Raw genomic sequence first — 16,752 nt, 5'->3', positions numbered from 1 at the left:
CCGTTAGCCTGGAGTTCTACACATGCATCCCCGCGTTATTGAGGTCACCGAACGGCTTATCGCCCGCAGTCGTGCAACCCGCGAGGCTTACCTTGCGCTCATTCGCGGCGCGGCCAGCGACGGCCCGATGCGCGGTAAGCTGCAATGCGCCAACTTTGCCCACGGCGTGGCCGGCTGCGGCACTGAAGATAAAAATAGTCTGCGCATGATGAATGCCGCCAACGTGGCAATTGTTTCGTCATATAACGACATGCTCTCGGCGCACCAGCCGTACGAACATTTCCCTGAACAAATCAAGAAAGCCCTGCGCGAAGTCGGCTCGGTTGGCCAGTTCGCTGGCGGCACGCCCGCCATGTGCGACGGCGTGACCCAAGGCGAGCCCGGCATGGAGCTGAGCCTGCTGAGCCGCGAAGTGATTGCCATGTCGACGGCGGTAGCGCTGTCCCACAACATGTTCGATGCCGCGCTGATGCTGGGCATTTGCGACAAGATCGTCCCTGGCCTGATGATGGGCGCGTTGCGCTACGGCCATCTACCGATGATCTTCGTACCGGGCGGCCCTATGCCGTCGGGCATCTCCAACAAGCAGAAAGCCGACGTGCGCCAGCGTTACGCCGAAGGCAAGGCCACCCGCGAAGAGCTGCTGGAATCGGAGATGAAGTCCTACCACAGCCCCGGTACCTGCACCTTCTACGGCACCGCCAACACCAACCAGTTGCTGATGGAAGTGATGGGCCTGCACCTGCCGGGCGCTTCGTTCGTCAACCCGTACACGCCGCTGCGTGACGCGCTGACCCGCGAAGCCGCGCACCAGGTCACGCGCCTGACCAAGGCCAGCGGCGACTTCACGCCGATTGGCGAGATCGTCGACGAAAAATCCATCGTCAACTCCATCGTCGCCCTCAATGCGACCGGTGGTTCCACCAACCACACCCTGCACATGCCGGCCATCGCCATGTCGGCGGGCATCATCCTCACCTGGCAGGACATGGCCGACCTCTCCGAGGTGGTGCCGACCCTGTCCCACGTGTATCCAAACGGCAAGGCCGACATCAACCACTTCCAGGCAGCGGGCGGCATGTCGTTCCTGATCCGCGAACTGCTTGAAGCCGGCTTGCTCCACGAAGACGTCAACACCGTAGCCGGCAAAGGCCTGAGCCGTTACACCCAGGAACCGTTCCTGGTCGACGGCGAGCTGATCTGGCGCGACGGCCCGATCGAAAGCCTCGACGAAACCATCCTGCGCCCCGTAGCCCGTGCGTTCTCGCCCGAAGGCGGCTTGCGCGTGATGGAAGGCAACCTCGGCCGTGGCGTGATGAAGGTTTCGGCCGTGGCGCCGGAGCATCAGATCGTCGAAGCACCGGCCGTGGTGTTCCAGGATCAGCAAGACTTGGCCGACGCGTTCAAGGCCGGCCAACTGGAAAAAGACTTCGTTGCGGTGATGCGCTTCCAGGGGCCGCGCTCCAACGGTATGCCGGAATTGCACAAGATGACGCCGTTCCTCGGCGTGTTGCAGGACCGAGGCTTCAAAGTTGCGTTGGTAACAGACGGGCGTATGTCCGGCGCCTCGGGTAAGATCCCCGCCGCGATTCACGTCAACCCTGAAGCCCAGAGCGGCGGGCCGCTGGCGCGGGTCAAAGATGGCGATATCATTCGCGTCGATGGCGTGAAGGGCACCTTGGAGCTTAAGGTGGACGCCGAAGAATTTGCAGCGCGCACGCCTGCCACGGGCCTGTTGGGCAACAACGTGGGGGCCGGTCGCGAGCTGTTTGCATTTATGCGCTTGGCCGCAAGCTCCGCAGAGCAGGGCGCCAGCGCCTTTACCTCTGCCTTGGAGACGCTTAAGTGAAGCTTGCGCTGGTCGGTGACATTGGTGGTACCAACGCCCGTTTTGCGTTGTGGCGGGATCAGGAGCTGCATTCGATCCGCGTGCATGCCACCGCGGACCACCACAGCCCTGAGGAGGCCATCAAGGTTTACCTCAAGGAAGAAGGCCTGGAAATCGGGGACATCGGCGCCGTGTGCCTGTCGGTCGCCGGGCCGGTGAGTGGCGATGAATTCAAGTTCACCAACAATCACTGGCGGCTGAGTAAAACTGCGTTTTGCAAAACCCTGCAGGTTGATGAACTGCTGCTGGTCAATGACTTCACGGCCATGGCCCTGGGCATGACGCGGCTCAAACCCGATGAGTTTCGCGTGGTGTGCCAAGGCACGCCGGAACCCTTGCGCCCAGCGGTGGTGATCGGCCCAGGCACTGGCCTGGGTGTGGGCACCTTGCTGGACTTGGGCGAAGGCCGTTATGCGGCGCTGCCGGGGGAGGGCGGCCATGTCGACCTGCCGCTGAGCAGCCCGCGTGAAACCCAGTTGTGGCAGCACATCTACAGCGAGATCGGGCATGTGAGCGCCGAGACCGCGCTGAGCGGTGGCGGCCTGCCTCGTGTGTACCGCGCCATTTGTGCGGTCGACGGGCACACGCCGGTGCTGGACACGCCCGAAGCCATCACGGCAGCGGGCCTGGCCGGCGACCCGGTGGCTATCGAAGTGTTGAACCAGTTCAGCATCTGGCTGGGCCGTGTGGCCGGTAACAACGTGCTGACCACCGGTGGGCGTGGTGGTGTGTACATCGTGGGCGGGGTGATTCCGAGGTTTGCCGACTTCTTTATCAACAGCGGTTTTGCCAAGAGTTTCAGTGACAAGGGCTGTATGAGCGATTACTTCAAAGGCATTCCGGTGTGGTTGGTGACGGCGCCGTATTCCGGGTTGACCGGGGCCGGTGTGGCACTTGAGCAGGCTTTTGCGTAGGGACTGATGGCCTTATCGCAGGCAAGCCAGCTCCCACCTTTGAATGTATTCACCGCTCAAAGTGTGGGAGCTGGCTTGCCTGCGATAGGGCCTCAAATGCAACAAATGACGTAAGCTTGGCCATAACAACAAGGAGGACCCCGTGAGCGTAATCAGTAAATCGATTCTCCTCGTCGACGACGACCAGGAAATCCGCGAATTGCTGCAGACCTACCTCAGTCGCGCCGGCTTCCAGGTGCGTGGCGTGCCGGATGGCGCGGGGTTCCGCCAGGCGATGAACGAGGCGCCATGCGACCTGGTTATCCTTGATGTAATGTTGCCGGACGAAGACGGTTTCAGCCTTTGCCGCTGGATTCGCCAGCACCCGCGCCAGGCGCAGGTGCCGATCATCATGCTCACCGCCAGTTCCGACGAAGCCGACCGCGTGATCGGCCTGGAGCTGGGCGCCGACGATTACATCGGCAAACCTTTCAGCCCCCGCGAGCTGCAAGCGCGGATCAAAGCCCTGTTGCGCCGGGCTCAGTTTGGCCAGGAACGCACGGGCGGCGGCGATGTGCTGGTGTTTGATGAATGGCGCCTGGACATGATCAGCCATCGCCTGTTTCACGTGGACGGCGAAGAGGTGATCCTCTCTGGCGCCGACTTTGCCTTGCTCAAGCTGTTTCTCGATCACCCGCAACAGATTCTCGACCGCGACACCATCGGCAACGCCACCCGTGGCCGCGACCTGATGCCGTTGGACCGTATCGTCGACATGGCCGTCAGCCGCCTGCGCCAACGCCTGCGCGATACCGAAAAACCTCCAAGGCTGATCCGCACGGTGCGTGGCAGCGGTTATCAACTGGCAGCCAGCGTGGTTGCCGGCAATGCCCACTGAGCCACTGACCGAGCGCCGCCGGCGCTTTCCGGTGCCGCGTTCGCTGCTTGGGCGGATGTTGTTGCTGACCTTGCTCGTGGTGCTGTTCGCCCAGGCGCTGTCCAGCGTGATCTGGGTTTCGCAATTGCGCGCCACCCAGCTCGAAGGCCTGGTGACCAGCGCGCGCAGCCTGGCGCATTCAATGACGGCCAGTGTGAGTTACTTTCGCTCGCTGCCGGTGGCCTATCGCCCGTTGGTGCTCGACCAACTGCGCAGCATGGGCGGCACGCGCTTTGTGGTGACCCTCAACGACCGCCCTCTGGACATGCAGATTCTGCCGCAGACCCCGCGCAAGCAGGCGGTGCTGCAAGCCGTGGATGAAGTACTGCGCCAAACCCTGGGCAGCGACGTGCTTATCTCGGTGGAATTCGTCAGCGCCGAGGACCTGCGTATTTTCAACGCGGGCCTCAAGCTTGATGAGCTGCCGCGTTCCTGGGCGCATTACGCCCTGACCCTGGAGCCGGTGAACCCGCCGGTGCTGGTCACACAGATCCAGCTGGCACCCGGCGAATGGTTGTACATCGCCTCGCTGCTGCCCGAGCCCTACACCAGTTTGGAAGAGCAGGGCCTGCCGTCGCAGCAAGTGTGGTTTATCGTGTTGACCAGCGGTTTCCTGCTGCTGTTTATCGGCCTGCTGGTGCACTGGCAAAGTCGGCCGCTCAAGCGCCTGGCCCGGGCAGCGCGGGACATGTCCCTGGGCGCCGATGTGGAACCGGTGGCAGAAGGCGGTGGCAGTGAAGTGGTGGAAGTGGGCCGTGCATTCAATGCCATGCGCGAACGCATCAGCCGCTACCTCACCGAGCGCAGCCAATTGTTCAGCGCGATTTCCCACGATTTGCGCACGCCGATCACGCGCCTGCGCTTGCGCGTGGAGTTGCTGGAAGACGAAAACCTGCAAGCCAAGTTCGGCCGCGACCTGGATGAGTTGGAGTTGCTGGTCAAGGGCGCGTTGCAGTGCGTCAAAGACACTGACATCCACGAAAACATCGAGCCGGTCGACCTCAATCACGTGCTCGATTGCCTGGTAGAACCGTACCTGGCGCCGAACGGTAATGGTCGCATCACCCAGCACGGCCGGGCGCTGAGCCCTTATCCGGGCAAACCGCTGGCGCTCAAACGCTGCATCGGCAACCTGATCGACAATGCCCTGAAGTACGGGCAGAACGCGCATTTGCATATCGAGGACGATGGCGTGGAGTTCATCCTGCATGTGGATGACGAAGGCCCCGGCGTGCCGGAGCAGCGTTTGGAGCAAGTGTTTGAGCCGCACTTCCGACTGGCCGGCCAGCAGCAAGGTTACGGCTTGGGCCTGGGGATCGCGCGCAACATTGCCCACAGCCATGGCGGGGAAGTGAGTTTGCAGAATTTGCGCGAAGGCGGTTTGCGGGTGACCTTACAACTGCCGCGAACCCTGGACTGACCAACACCACCGATCAACTGTGGGAGCTGGCTTGCCTGCGATGCAGGCACCCTGTTCTTTCAGTCAGACCGCGGTGATGCTATCGCAGGCAAGCCAGCTCCCACACAAGCTGGCTCCCACATTGTGATCCCGGTTGAGTCAGATACTCTGGCGCAGCCGGGCCAGATCCCGCAGCGGCGGCGCCCCGAACAACCGGCTGTATTCCCGGCTGAACTGCGACGGGCTCTCATACCCTACCCGATACCCCGCCGCCGACGCCTCCAGCCCTTCGGCAATCATCAATCGTCGTGCTTCCTGCAGCCGCAGTTGCTTCTGGTATTGCAGCGGACTCATCGCCGTAATCGCCTTGAAACGATGGTGCAAGGTCGAAACACTGAGGTTCACTTCCTTGGCCAGGTCATCAATGCGCAGCGGTTGCTCGTAGTTGCCGTTCAACCACTTGATCGCCTGGCTCACGCGATGGCTCTGACTGTTGGCCACGGCGATTTCATACAGCCGGTAACCCTGTGGGCCACGTAGCAAGCGATAAAGGATCTCGCGATTGATAAGGGGCGCGAGCATGGCGATGTCTTTCGGTGTGTCCAGCAGGCGCGCCAGACGCAGTACGGCGTCGAGCAGTTGGTTGTCGATGCGGTCAACGTACATGCCACGCGATGTCGGCCGCGAGGGCACGCCCATCGGGCCCGCCTCGGCGATCAATGCGGTGAGCTGGGCCGGGTCGATATTGATGCGTACCGACAGGTTGGGGTCTTGCGGTGTGGCGTCGATGATGCGCCCGGCGACCGGCATCGCCACCGAAAACACCAGATAATTGAGCGGGTCGTAGGCAAAGATTTCGTCGGCCAGGCGCACTTCCTTGCTGCCACTGGCCAGGATGCACAAGGCGGGTTCCACCAGCACCGGCATGAAATCGCGGGGCGTGTTGTGGCGGTTCAGATACAGCGAGGTAATTGCCGTGCCGTAGGAGCCATCTTCCCAGGTGTGACGGTGAACAATGCTGGCCAGTTCGGCGCGTTGTTTTTCCATCTCGGCATCGAGGGGCATTGGCTTGGTTTCGGGCGACGACATGGGGCGTCCTCTACTGACTGCTTTGATGGGCACAGATTAGCGGCGGCTTTGCAAAAGGTGTTACTTCGATTCTGCACAATCCTTGCCTGATCCTGCGATAGAGCGTGAATCAGGCAAGAGCAGGGCCTGTCATCCACTTGAAACACTGAGTGTGCGGTTGGAATAAGTCCCAGGGGCCAGACGTCTTATCTACGCTTCTCGCAGGATTGTGCAATAAGCCTGCAGGAATCGACTAACTGCGCCCACCTTCGCGCCGCTATCTTTGATCCTGTGGCAACACGCCCTCACAGTGCTTGCCGAGCATCACTTCTCAACGGGAGAGTCGAACATGTCCACCCCCATTCCCGCGAGCCATATGGCCTTTATCCGTGCCCGTACCGGGTGCAGCACCGAACTCGGTGCACGCTTGAGCAGTTTGATCGAACCGGGCCGTCAGGCTCAGGGTTGCCTGCAATTCTCGTTGCAGCATTCCCAGGTCGATCCCGATGTATGGCTGGTCTCGGGCTTCTGGAGCAGCGAGCAGGCGATGAGCGCCTACTTCAGTTCCCCTGCCTTGATGATCTTTACTGAGCTGTTGAACGACATGGTAGTGCGCAGCATGGACTTCCAGACCTTCACCGACGCATCCGCCGCCCATGCCTACGGTGAGTACCTGCAACTGGCCGGTTAGCGGTTAGAATGGCCGACTTTCCATTGGCCGGGACCTGCAACATGGCACGTAAACAATTTGCCCATCACGAAGCCGTTTCTGCACTAGTGCGTGAAGAAGAGGGGGGCTACAGCGCCGCCGTCGCCGTCAAGGCACTCGATGGCATGGGCGCCCCGCAGTTTCACAAGATTCTGGATGGCCAGACCTTCAAGACCGCCTCTGACGCCGACGATGCAGCGACGCTGCAACTTGAATGCCTGGTTGATGTGGACGAGGACGGTCAGCTGACTTGGGCAACAGCCGCAAACTGAAGCTGAACACTTTATATCGCTCAACAAAGACCAAATGTGGGAGCCGGGCTTGCCCGCGATAGCGGTTTGCCAGCTAACTCATCAGGTGGCTGACAAACCGCTATCGCGGGCAAACCCGGCTCCCACAGGGTTCTGTTGTGTTTGTTGAGCAGTCTCGGGTCAGCGCGGGCGATACATCTTGAACAACGCCTCCGGCCCCAGCTGGAAGTAATCCGCCGGGCCACCGCCGCGCAAAATCGGCTCAGCGGCCGCCGTGTCGTAAACCCCATCCTTGAGCAGCCACTTGGCAATGTGCACGGCAACCACCTCACCGAGCACCAACCAGCTTGGCACCAACGCCTTGTCGGCACGCTGCAGTTGAATAATCTGCGTCACCTTGCATTCAAACGATACCGGGCTTTCGCCTACCCGTGGCACCGCGACAATTTTCGAGGCCACCGGTGTCAGGCCGGATAACTCGAATTCATTCACGTCCGGCGAAACGGCCGCGCAACTCTGGTTCATCTGCTCGGCCAGCGGGCGGGTTGCCAGGTTCCACACGAACTCACCGGTCTGTTCGATGTTGTTGAGGCTGTCTTTGCGCCCGACACTGGAAAACCCAATGATCGGCGGAATGTAGTTGAACGCATTGAAAAAACTGTAGGGCGCCAGGTTCAGGCGGCCAGCGGCGTCGTGTGACGAAATCCAGCCAATCGGCCGTGGCCCGACGATAGCATTGAACGGGTCATGGGGCAGGCCGTGGCCGTTGGCGGGTTCGTAGAAGTGGATATCGTCGGACATGGCCTGTTCCATACTCGGTTCTGGGGCACGCATCATAACCAATGTGGGAGCGGGCTTGCTCGCGAATGCGGAGTATCAGTCGCCTAAAATATTGACTGACAGAACGCTTTCGCGAGCAAGCCCGCCCCCACATTTTTTTACCGCGTTAAATCTTTAATCCGTGGTGATACGCGAGTGTTTACGCGTGTCTTTCATAGTCACGTAAACCACCAGCGACACCGCTATACACGCGGTCACATACCAGTAGTAACCCGTCTCCATACCGATGTTCTTGAACCACAGCGCAATCACTTCAGCCGTACCGCCGAAGATCGACACGGTCAGCGCATACGGCAGGCCCACGCCCAGCGCGCGGATCTCGGTCGGGAACAGTTCAGCTTTCACCACCGCGTTGATCGAGGTATAGCCGCTGACGATGATCAGCGCCGCCATGATCAGGAAGAACGCACCCCACCAGCTTTGGATGGTGTGCAGGGTGGTGAGGATCGGCACGGTGAACAGTGTGCCGAGGATGCCGAAGGCGATCAGGATCGGTCGGCGACCGACCTTGTCCGACAGCCCGCCCACCAGCGGTTGCAGGCACATGAACAGGAACAGGGTGGCGGCCGAAATGGTGGTGGAGTCGGAGATGCTCATGCCCACCGTGTTCACCAGGTATTTCTGCATGTAGGTGGTGTAGGTGTAGAAGGCCAGGGTGCCGCCCATGGTCAGGCCGACCACGGTCATCACTTCCTTGGGGTGACGCATCAAGGTGCGCATCGCGCTTTCCTTGGCTTTTTCCTTTTTGGTGAACGACTCGGTTTCTTCCATGCCACGACGCAGGAACAACGCGACCACCGCGCACAGCGCGCCGATGGCGAACGGGATGCGCCAGCCCCAGGCATACAGCTGCTCGGTGGTCAGGGTTTGTTGCAACACGATCAATACCGCCAGGGCGATGAGCTGGCCGGAGATCAGGGTCACGTACTGGAAGCTGGAGAAGAAACCGCGACGCTCCTTGGTCGCCATCTCACTCAAGTAAGTAGCCGAAGTGCCGTACTCGCCACCCACCGACAGGCCCTGCAGCAAGCGTGCAAACACCAGCAGGATCGGCGCGCCGATACCGATGGTGTCGTAGCCCGGCGTCAGCGCGATCAGCAGCGAGCCAAAGCACATCAGCAATACCGAGGCCATCAGGGCTGCCTTGCGCCCCTTGTAGTCAGCGTAAAGCCCCATCAGCCAGCCACCGATCGGGCGCATGATAAAGCCCACGGCGAAAATGGCGGCGGTGTTCATCAACTGAGCAGTGGAAGAACCGGCAGGGAAGAACGTCTTGGCGAAATACAGCGAAAAGGCCGCGTAGACGTACCAGTCGTACCACTCGACCATGTTGCCGACGGAGCCACTGAAGATCGATTTGATGCGGCTGGAAGTGGTGCGCTCTTTAGCCGGCACAGCCGCCGACCCCAGAGGCAGGGCGTTGGAGTTATCCATTAAAGGATCCTTCATCTAGTTGTTTTTATGGAGCCGCACGAACGCAGCCTGGTTTGGGCTATAGCAGGAGCTGTGCCAAACAGATGAAGGCCCGGAATAGACGGGTTACAAGATTTTTTTGAGCGGAAAGTTGCTGATGGTTTTGCGGTGGTGAGCGGAAATCCGCTTATGGCTGCTGGCGTCATCGCAGGCAAGCCAGCTCCCACAGGAGTGCGCATTTCAACTGTGGGAGCTGGCTTGCCGGCGATGGCGTCTTCGAAAACGCCATCGAAAATAGCTACAGAAACATCTCCCGCACCAACCCATGCCGCTGCATCTTTTCATTCAAGGTACGGCGCGGCAGTTGCAGCTCGGCCAACACCGCCTTGATATCGCCTTTGTGCCGCGTCAACGCAGCCTTGAGGCAATGCGCCTCGAACGCCTCTTGCTGCGCCGCCAGGGATTGCCCGGCCTCGACGCCTTCCGGCTCCGGTTCACCCAGGCCCAGCACCTGGCGTTCGGCGACGTTGGCCAGCTCGCGCACATTGCCCGGCCAGTCATGGCTGAGCAGGCGCCCCAGTTGCGCACCGCTCAACGGTTCGGCGCTGCGGCCCAGGCGCTCGGCGGCGCTTTGGGCAAAGTGGTCGAACAGCAGCGCAATATCTTCACGACGCTCGCGCAACGGCGGCAGGCGCAGTTGTGCGACGTTCAAACGGTACGCCAGGTCTTCGCGAAAACGCCCGGCGCGGGCCTCTTCCAGCAGGTCAGGCTTGGTGGCGGCAATGATGCGCAAGTCCACATGGATACTTTGGTTGGAGCCCAGCCGCTCCAGTTTCTGTTCCTGCAACACCCGCAACAATTTGACCTGCTGGGCCAGCGGCATGCTTTCGATTTCATCCAGAAACAGCGTGCCGCCGTGGGCATATTCCAGCTTGCCGATGCGCTTGCCCTGGGCGCCGGTGAACGCGCCGCTTTCGTGGCCGAACAGCTCGGCTTCAAACAGCTGCTCGGGGATGGCCGCGCAGTTGAGTGCGACAAAGGGCTTTTTGGCCCGTGGGCCGAAATCATGCAGGCAACGGGCAACCAGTTCCTTGCCGCTGCCGGTTTCGCCACGGATCAGCACATTGACCGGCAAGCTGGCCAGGTCCAGCACTTGCCGGCGCAGGGTCTGTAAACCACGGGACACGCCGAGCAGGCTCGACTCCAGCTGCGCCCGATGGTCGGCCTGTTGATGCAGGCGACGGTTTTCCAGGATCAACCCGCGTTTGTCCAAGGCGCGGCGCAGGCTGTTGAGCAGTGCCTCCGGGCTGAAGGGCTTTTCCAGAAAGTCGTAGGCACCGTCACGGATGGCTTCCACAGCCATTGGCACGTCGCCATGGCCGGTGAGCAAGATCACCGGCAAGTCGGCGTCACGCCGCTGCACTTCGGCCAGCAGCTCCAGGCCGCTGAGGCCGGGCATGCGCACGTCGCTCAAAATGACGCCAGGAAAGTCCTTGGGCAGATGGGCCAGGCATTCTTCAGCGCGACTGAACAACTGCACTTCAAACCCCGACAGGCTCAACCACTGTTCGACGGCGGAGCGAATACTCGCTTCGTCATCCACCACAATCACTGCGTTCAACATAGGTCGGGTGTCTCCAGCGCGATAGGCAAGGTCAGGGTAAATACCGCGCCGTCGCCACGGTTGCCGGCGAGCAGACGCCCGCCCAGTTCATGCACGATGGCATAGGACACGGCCAACCCCAAGCCAAGCCCGTCGCCCACGGGTTTGGTGGTGAAAAATGGATCGAATACGCTGTTCAGATGCGCTTCGGCTATCCCGCCGCCGCTGTCGCTGACAGTCAGTTGCCACAGCTGTTGGTCGGCGTGCAGGCGGATTTCCAGGCGTTTGCGCGGTTTGTCGGCCATGGCGTCCAGCGCATTGCGTAGCAGGTTGATCAGCACTTGCTCCAGGCGGATCGCGTCACCACGTACCCAGGCAGGGCGGCTAAGGTCCAGCACCACACCAATGCTTTCGTCGCGCAGGCGAGCGTCGAGCAGGTGCAAGGATTGGTCGACCACCGTGGCCAAATCCAGCCGTTCACGCAGGCCGCTGGGGCTCTTGCGCGCGAAGGTCTTGAGGTGGCCGGTGAGCGCCGCCATGCGCGTGAGCATGTCGTCCAGCGGGGTGAGCGCCTTATAGGCATCGTCCACGCGGCCGTGATCGAGCAGCAGGCGCAAGGTCGCCAACTGCATGCGCTGGGCGGTCAGTGGCTGGTTGATTTCATGGGCGAGGGCTGCGGACATTTGCCCCAGGGCCGCCAGCTTGGCCGACTGCACCAGGCCGTCCTGCGCAGTGCGCAACGCCTGGGTGCGTTCTTCGACAAGCTGTTCAAGCTCTTCGCGGCTGCGTTGGCGCAAGCGGGCCAGGCGCCAGCGTTGATTCAGGAACAGCAGCAGGAACACCAGCGCCAGCCATGAACCGGCGGCGGCAAGGCCGGCGTTGCGTTGGTCTTCAAAGGCGAACTGCGGTTTGCGCAGCAGGTGCAAGGTCCAGCCTTCGGCTTTCAGCGGCAGGGATTCCCAGATGTAATGGGCGTTGCCGTCGGGGCCGTTGACCCGCATCAAGTGGCTGTTTTCGTCAAAGCGCTGCAATGTCTGGGTATCCAGCGGCTGCAGCTGTTTCTTGTCGTATTGTCGAGTCGCCTTGAGTTCGGCCAGGTCACTGGCCGACAAGGGGCGCAAGTTACGGTAACGCCAGCCCGGCTGATTGGCGATAAACACGATGCCCCGCGCATCGCTGACCAGCAGCAGGTCGTTGCCTTGGGCCCATTCGCGCTCAAGTTCGGGGAACTCCAGCTTCACCACCATGGCGCCGAGGAACTGTTCGTGTTCGTCGACCACGGCGCTGGAGAGGAAATAACCCGGAATGCCGGTGGTCACCCCCACCGCATAAAAACGCCCGGTGCCCTGGCTTTTGGTCTGGCTGAAATACGGACGAAACGCGTAGTTGTGCCCGACATAGCTGCTGGGCAGGTTCCAGTTACTGGCGGCCACGGCCAGGCCGTTTCGGTCCATCAGTTCCAGGGTGGAAGACTGCGCGGCACCGTTGATGCGCTCCAGCTTGCGGTTGAGCAAGTCCTGGGTGGCGGTGTCCAGCGGGGCTTTGAGGGCGCTGATCATTTCCGAATCCAGCGCCAGTACGGCGGGCAGGGCGCGGTAACGTTCGATCAGGGTGTGCAGCGAATTGGCATACAGCGCCAGTTGCTGATTGGCGCGAGCGGCGTCATCCACCAAGGCCTGACGTTCGGCATGGCGGGTGGCCAAGGCGGCGGCCAGCACGGCGCCGGCGATGATCAACAGCGAGTAGAAAGTCAGCCGCAGGGGGCGAGGGATCACGATCATACGGTGATGAACAGGCGCGGTAAGGGGCAAGCACCATAGCATGAGCCGCCGCAAACTTGTGGCAAGTGGAATGTCTGTGGGAGCTGGCTTGCCTGCGATAGCTTCACCTCGGTGCAACTGAAAAACCGCGGTGAAGCCATCGCAGGCAAGCCCGCTCCCACATGATCGAGTTCGCCATAAAAAAGGCGACTGGGCCGTGGGGCCGCAGTCGCCTTTATCCTTGCGGGGAAGTGCTTACTGCACTTCTACCGCCAGGCTTTCACTGATCTTTTTCTGCCAGATGGCAGGACCGGTGATGTGCACGGATTCGCCCTTGCTATCCACCGCAACGGTGACCGGCATGTCTTTGACGTCGAACTCGTAGATCGCTTCCATGCCCAGTTCGGCAAACGCGACAACGCGCGACTTCTTGATGGCTTGCGCCACCAGGTAAGCAGCGCCGCCCACGGCCATCAAGTACACGGCTTTATGGTCCTTGATCGCTTCGATAGCGGTAGGGCCGCGCTCGGATTTGCCGATCATGCCCAACAGGCCGGTTTGCTCGAGGATCTGACGGGTGAACTTGTCCATCCGCGTGGCCGTGGTCGGGCCAGCCGGGCCAACCACTTCTTCGCGCACCGGATCAACCGGGCCGACGTAGTAGATGAAGCGACCCTTGAGGTCCACCGGCAGGGTTTCGCCCTTGTTGAGCATCTCGACCATGCGCTTGTGCGCCGCGTCGCGGCCAGTGAGCATCTTGCCGTTGAGCAACACGGTTTCGCCCGGCTTCCAGCTTTGTACTTCTTCCGGGGTCAGGGTGTCGAGGTTGACGCGGCGGGCCGACGGGCCAGCTTCCCAGACGATTTCCGGGTAGGCATCGAGCGGTGGCGCTTCCAGCGACGCCGGGCCTGAACCGTCGAGCACAAAGTGCGCGTGACGGGTGGCGGCGCAGTTGGGGATCATGCACACCGGCAGCGAGGCTGCGTGGGTCGGGTAGTCCATGATTTTCACGTCGAGCACGGTGGTCAGGCCACCCAGGCCCTGGGCGCCGATGCCCAGTTGGTTGACCTTCTCGAACAGCTCCAGGCGCATCTCTTCGATACGGTTCTGCGGGCCGCGCTTTTTCAGCTCGTGGATGTCGATGGACTCCATCAACACTTCCTTGGCCATTACCGCAGCTTTCTCGGCGGTGCCGCCAATGCCGATGCCGAGCATGCCCGGTGGGCACCAGCCGGCGCCCATGGTCGGAACGGTCTTGAGCACCCAGTCGACGATCGAGTCGGACGGGTTGAGCATGGCCATTTTCGACTTGTTCTCGGAGCCGCCGCCCTTGGCCGCCACGTCCACTTCCACGGTGTTACCCGGGACGATGGAGTAGTGGATCACTGCCGGGGTGTTGTCCTTGGTGTTTTTACGGCTGCCTGCCGGGTCGGCCAGGATGGAAGCGCGCAGGACGTTTTCCGGCAGGTTGTAGGCGCGACGCACGCCTTCGTTGATCATGTCGTCCAGGCCCATGGTGGCGCCGTCCCAACGTACATCCATGCCCACGCGCACGAACACGGTCACGATGCCGGTGTCCTGGCAGATCGGGCGATGGCCGGTGGCACACATGCGCGAGTTGATCAGGATCTGGGCGATGGAGTCACGGGCTGCCGGCGATTCTTCGCGCAGGTAGGCTTCGTGCATGGCCTGGATGAAGTCAACGGGGTGGTAGTAGGAAATGAATTGCAGGGCGTCGGCAACGCTCTGAATCAGGTCGTCTTGCTTGATCACGGTCATGAGTCGCGCTCCTCTATAAGGGAACATTCAATAAAGGTGGCTTCAGTGTTGCATCGGTCGGCTGAAACCACCTTTCCAAGGCACGCCACAGTGGTGCAAGGCGCGACGCTAAAAAGGCGCGGCAGTATAACCCGACGCGGTGGCCGATACACCCGACTATGGTCAAACTCGGGTGATTGTGAACACCGAGCCAATGTGGGAGCGGGCTTGCCCGCGAAGGCGGTGTGTCCGCCAACACATAGGGGCAGATAGTCCGCTTTCGCGAGCAAGTCGAATCGTCGCACCGCCGCTCCCACAAAAAGCCTGTCCGCGTTATCGTTGGCAATCTTTGAAGTGATTGAGCCTTTATATGCCTGAACTGCACGTCGGCGAACGCCACTGGTCGGTAGCCACCGGCAGCAACCTGCTGGATGCCTTGAATCAGGCGGGTGTGGCTGTGCCCTACAGTTGCCGGGCGGGCAGTTGCCATGCGTGCCTGGTGCGTTGCCAGGGTGAGGTTGCTGATAAGCAGCCCGATGCCCTGAGCCCGGCGCAACGTCAGGACGGTTGGCGTCTGGCCTGCCAGTGTGAGGTTGTCGCAGATTTACAGGTTGAAGCATTTGACCCGCTGCGCGATGGCTTGCCCGCGCAAGTGGTGGGCGTCGACTGGTTGAACCCCGAGGTACTGCGCCTGCGCCTGCAACCCGAACGTGGCTTGCGTTATCGGGCCGGGCAACATCTGGTGCTGTGGACGGGGCAGGTGGCGCGCCCGTACTCGTTGGCCAGCTTGCCCCAGGAAGACCCGTTTTTGGAGTTTCATCTTGATTGCCGTCTGCCCGGCGAATTCAGCGATATTGCCCGGCAATTACAGGTGGGCGACAGCCTGCGCCTCGGTGAGTTGCGGGGCGGGGCGCTGCAATATGATCTTGACTGGCAATCGCGGCCGCTGTGGCTGCTGGCATCCGGCACGGGGCTTGGGCCGTTATGGGGCGTGCTGCGCGAGGCGCTGCGCCAGGATCACCAAGGAGACATCCGCGTGATTCACCTGGCCCATGATGCCGATGGGCATTATTTGGCCGAGCCCCTGGCGGCGTTGGCTGCGCAGCACGCGAACCTGACTGTGGAGCTGTGGACGGCGGCGGAGTCGGCCCAGGCATTGGCGCAACTGCGGCTTGTTTCGCGGCAAACTCTGGCCTTACTCTGCGGGCACCCTGCCAATGTCGAGGCGTTTTCCAAACGCCTGTTCCTGGCGGGATTGCCGCGCAATCAACTGCTGGCCGATGTGTTCCTGCCGCGTGGTTGAGCGCTGACTTTTCCAGCCGCGAGATTCGCCATGACTGACGCCATCCTGCTGCAACGCGAAGGCGGGCTGCTGACCCTGCAGCTCAATCGCCCCGACAAGAAAAATGCCCTGACCCGCGCCATGTACACCCAACTGGCCGAAGCGCTGGAACAGGCTGATGCGGACTCAGGTATCCGGGCGGTGCTGATACAGGGCAGCAATGAGTGTTTTACCGCCGGCAACGACATCGCCGACTTCCTCGAACAGCCGCCCAGTGATCTGGACAGCCCGCCGTTTCACTTCATGCAAAGCCTGCTCAACTGCCGCAAGCCGGTGATCGCGGCGGTGGCGGGTGCGGCGGTCGGTATCGGTACCACCCTGTTGCTGCATTGCGACCTCGTCTATATCAGTCGCGATGCGCGTTTGCGCATGCCGTTCGTCAACCTGGGGTTGTGCCCGGAGTTTGGCTCCAGCCTGATCCTGCCTCGGCTGCTGGGGCATGCGAAAGCGGCTGAACTGTTGTTGTTGGGCGAAGGTTTTACCGGCGAGCAAGCGGCCGCGTGGGGGATTGCGACTGAGGCGATGGGTAGTGGTGAAGCGGCGCTGGCCAAGGCGCGGGAAGTTGCGCAGCGCTTTGAAAGCCTGGCGCCGGGCGCGGTGCAGGTCAGCAAGCAGTTGATGAAAAGTGTCGACCGTGAACAGTTGCGGCAGGTGATTGAGGACGAGGGGGCGTTGTTTGTGCAGCGCTTGAAGTCGCCGGAGGCGATTGCGGCGTTGTCGGGGTTTATCACCCGGCGTTGATGACGCCATCGCAGGCAAGCCAGCTCCCACAGTTGATCGCATTCCAATGTGAGAGCTGGCTTGCCTGCGATGAGGCCCTTTGATTCAACAGATCTCCAGGCCTTTAAATACAAAAAGCCCCGCCATTCACATGGCAGGGCTTTTGTTTTT

At 61.4% G+C, this 16,752-nt stretch carries 14 protein-coding genes; 8 read left to right on the top strand and 6 right to left on the bottom strand.

From position 1 onward, the window contains the following. The first annotated feature begins 22 nt into the window (after positions 1–22). From edd to PSH96_RS23170, 4 genes are all read left to right on the top strand, one after another. Complete coding sequence (gene edd, locus PSH96_RS23185; protein ID WP_078738903.1) at positions 23–1,849, top strand: phosphogluconate dehydratase; 1,827 nt, start codon at positions 23–25, stop codon at positions 1,847–1,849. Continuing rightward, a complete protein-coding gene (locus tag PSH96_RS23180) occupies positions 1,846–2,802 on the top strand; it encodes a glucokinase (RefSeq protein ID WP_200433059.1) in 957 nt (318 codons plus the stop codon). The genes edd and PSH96_RS23180 overlap by 4 nt, the downstream gene beginning before the upstream one ends. Positions 2,803–2,944: 142 nt before the next feature. Then, a complete protein-coding gene (locus tag PSH96_RS23175) occupies positions 2,945–3,679 on the top strand; it encodes a response regulator (RefSeq protein WP_017139770.1) in 735 nt (244 codons plus the stop codon). 31 nt (positions 3,680–3,710) lie between these two features. Beyond that, positions 3,711–5,138: an ATP-binding protein gene (locus tag PSH96_RS23170; RefSeq protein ID WP_370694378.1), complete on the top strand. Its 1,428-nt coding sequence runs from the start codon at positions 3,711–3,713 to the stop codon at positions 5,136–5,138. 138 nt (positions 5,139–5,276) lie between these two features. Here PSH96_RS23170 and PSH96_RS23165 read toward each other — a convergent pair whose 3' ends face one another. Further along, positions 5,277–6,206: an AraC family transcriptional regulator gene (locus PSH96_RS23165; protein ID WP_056858657.1), complete on the bottom strand. Its 930-nt coding sequence runs from the start codon at positions 6,204–6,206 to the stop codon at positions 5,277–5,279. A gap of 328 nt (positions 6,207–6,534) precedes the next feature. Between PSH96_RS23165 and PSH96_RS23160 the strand changes: the two genes are divergently transcribed. Both PSH96_RS23160 and PSH96_RS23155 read left to right on the top strand, forming a co-directional pair. Beyond that, positions 6,535–6,876: an antibiotic biosynthesis monooxygenase family protein gene (locus tag PSH96_RS23160; RefSeq protein ID WP_065930419.1), complete on the top strand. Its 342-nt coding sequence runs from the start codon at positions 6,535–6,537 to the stop codon at positions 6,874–6,876. An 8-nt stretch (positions 6,877–6,884) separates the two neighbouring features. Then, positions 6,885–7,166 carry a hypothetical protein gene (locus PSH96_RS23155; protein WP_305455335.1) on the top strand — a complete coding sequence of 94 codons (282 nt, stop codon included), beginning with the start codon at positions 6,885–6,887 and terminating at the stop codon, positions 7,164–7,166. A 159-nt stretch (positions 7,167–7,325) separates the two neighbouring features. On the opposite strand, the gene PSH96_RS23150 is transcribed toward PSH96_RS23155, so the two are convergent. The 5 genes from PSH96_RS23150 to PSH96_RS23130 all read right to left on the bottom strand — a co-directional run bounded on the left by PSH96_RS23150 (position 7,326) and on the right by PSH96_RS23130 (position 14,540). Further along, positions 7,326–7,946, bottom strand: a complete 621-nt coding sequence (locus PSH96_RS23150) for a flavin reductase family protein (RefSeq protein WP_122527252.1) — start codon at positions 7,944–7,946, stop codon at positions 7,326–7,328. A gap of 153 nt (positions 7,947–8,099) precedes the next feature. Next, the gene (locus PSH96_RS23145; protein WP_305455333.1) at positions 8,100–9,419 is read right to left on the bottom strand and encodes an MFS transporter; all 1,320 of its coding nucleotides are present in this window, start codon (positions 9,417–9,419) and stop codon (positions 8,100–8,102) included. Positions 9,420–9,696: 277 nt separating this feature from the next. Continuing rightward, positions 9,697–11,022: a sigma-54 dependent transcriptional regulator gene (locus PSH96_RS23140; protein ID WP_305455331.1), complete on the bottom strand. Its 1,326-nt coding sequence runs from the start codon at positions 11,020–11,022 to the stop codon at positions 9,697–9,699. Then, positions 11,016–12,782 carry an ATP-binding protein gene (locus PSH96_RS23135; protein WP_305455328.1) on the bottom strand — a complete coding sequence of 589 codons (1,767 nt, stop codon included), beginning with the start codon at positions 12,780–12,782 and terminating at the stop codon, positions 11,016–11,018. The genes PSH96_RS23140 and PSH96_RS23135 overlap by 7 nt, the downstream gene beginning before the upstream one ends. A 234-nt stretch (positions 12,783–13,016) precedes the next feature. Then, complete coding sequence (locus tag PSH96_RS23130) at positions 13,017–14,540, bottom strand: fumarate hydratase (RefSeq protein ID WP_065930424.1); 1,524 nt, start codon at positions 14,538–14,540, stop codon at positions 13,017–13,019. A 349-nt stretch (positions 14,541–14,889) separates the two neighbouring features. Here PSH96_RS23130 and PSH96_RS23125 point away from each other — a divergent pair, with 349 nt between their 5' ends. Together PSH96_RS23125 and PSH96_RS23120 are read left to right on the top strand one after the other, a co-directional pair. Beyond that, on the top strand, positions 14,890–15,822 hold the full coding sequence (locus tag PSH96_RS23125) for an iron-sulfur-binding ferredoxin reductase (RefSeq protein ID WP_305455327.1): 933 nt from the start codon (positions 14,890–14,892) through the stop codon (positions 15,820–15,822). A 30-nt stretch (positions 15,823–15,852) separates the two neighbouring features. After that, the gene (locus PSH96_RS23120) at positions 15,853–16,602 is read left to right on the top strand and encodes an enoyl-CoA hydratase-related protein (protein ID WP_305455325.1); all 750 of its coding nucleotides are present in this window, start codon (positions 15,853–15,855) and stop codon (positions 16,600–16,602) included. The last annotated feature ends 150 nt before the right edge of the window (positions 16,603–16,752 follow it).

Source organism: Pseudomonas sp. FP2338, from assembly GCF_030687515.1.
Lineage (GTDB): Bacteria > Pseudomonadota > Gammaproteobacteria > Pseudomonadales > Pseudomonadaceae > Aquipseudomonas > Aquipseudomonas salomonii.
This window is presented reverse-complemented; position numbering and strand designations above follow the sequence as displayed.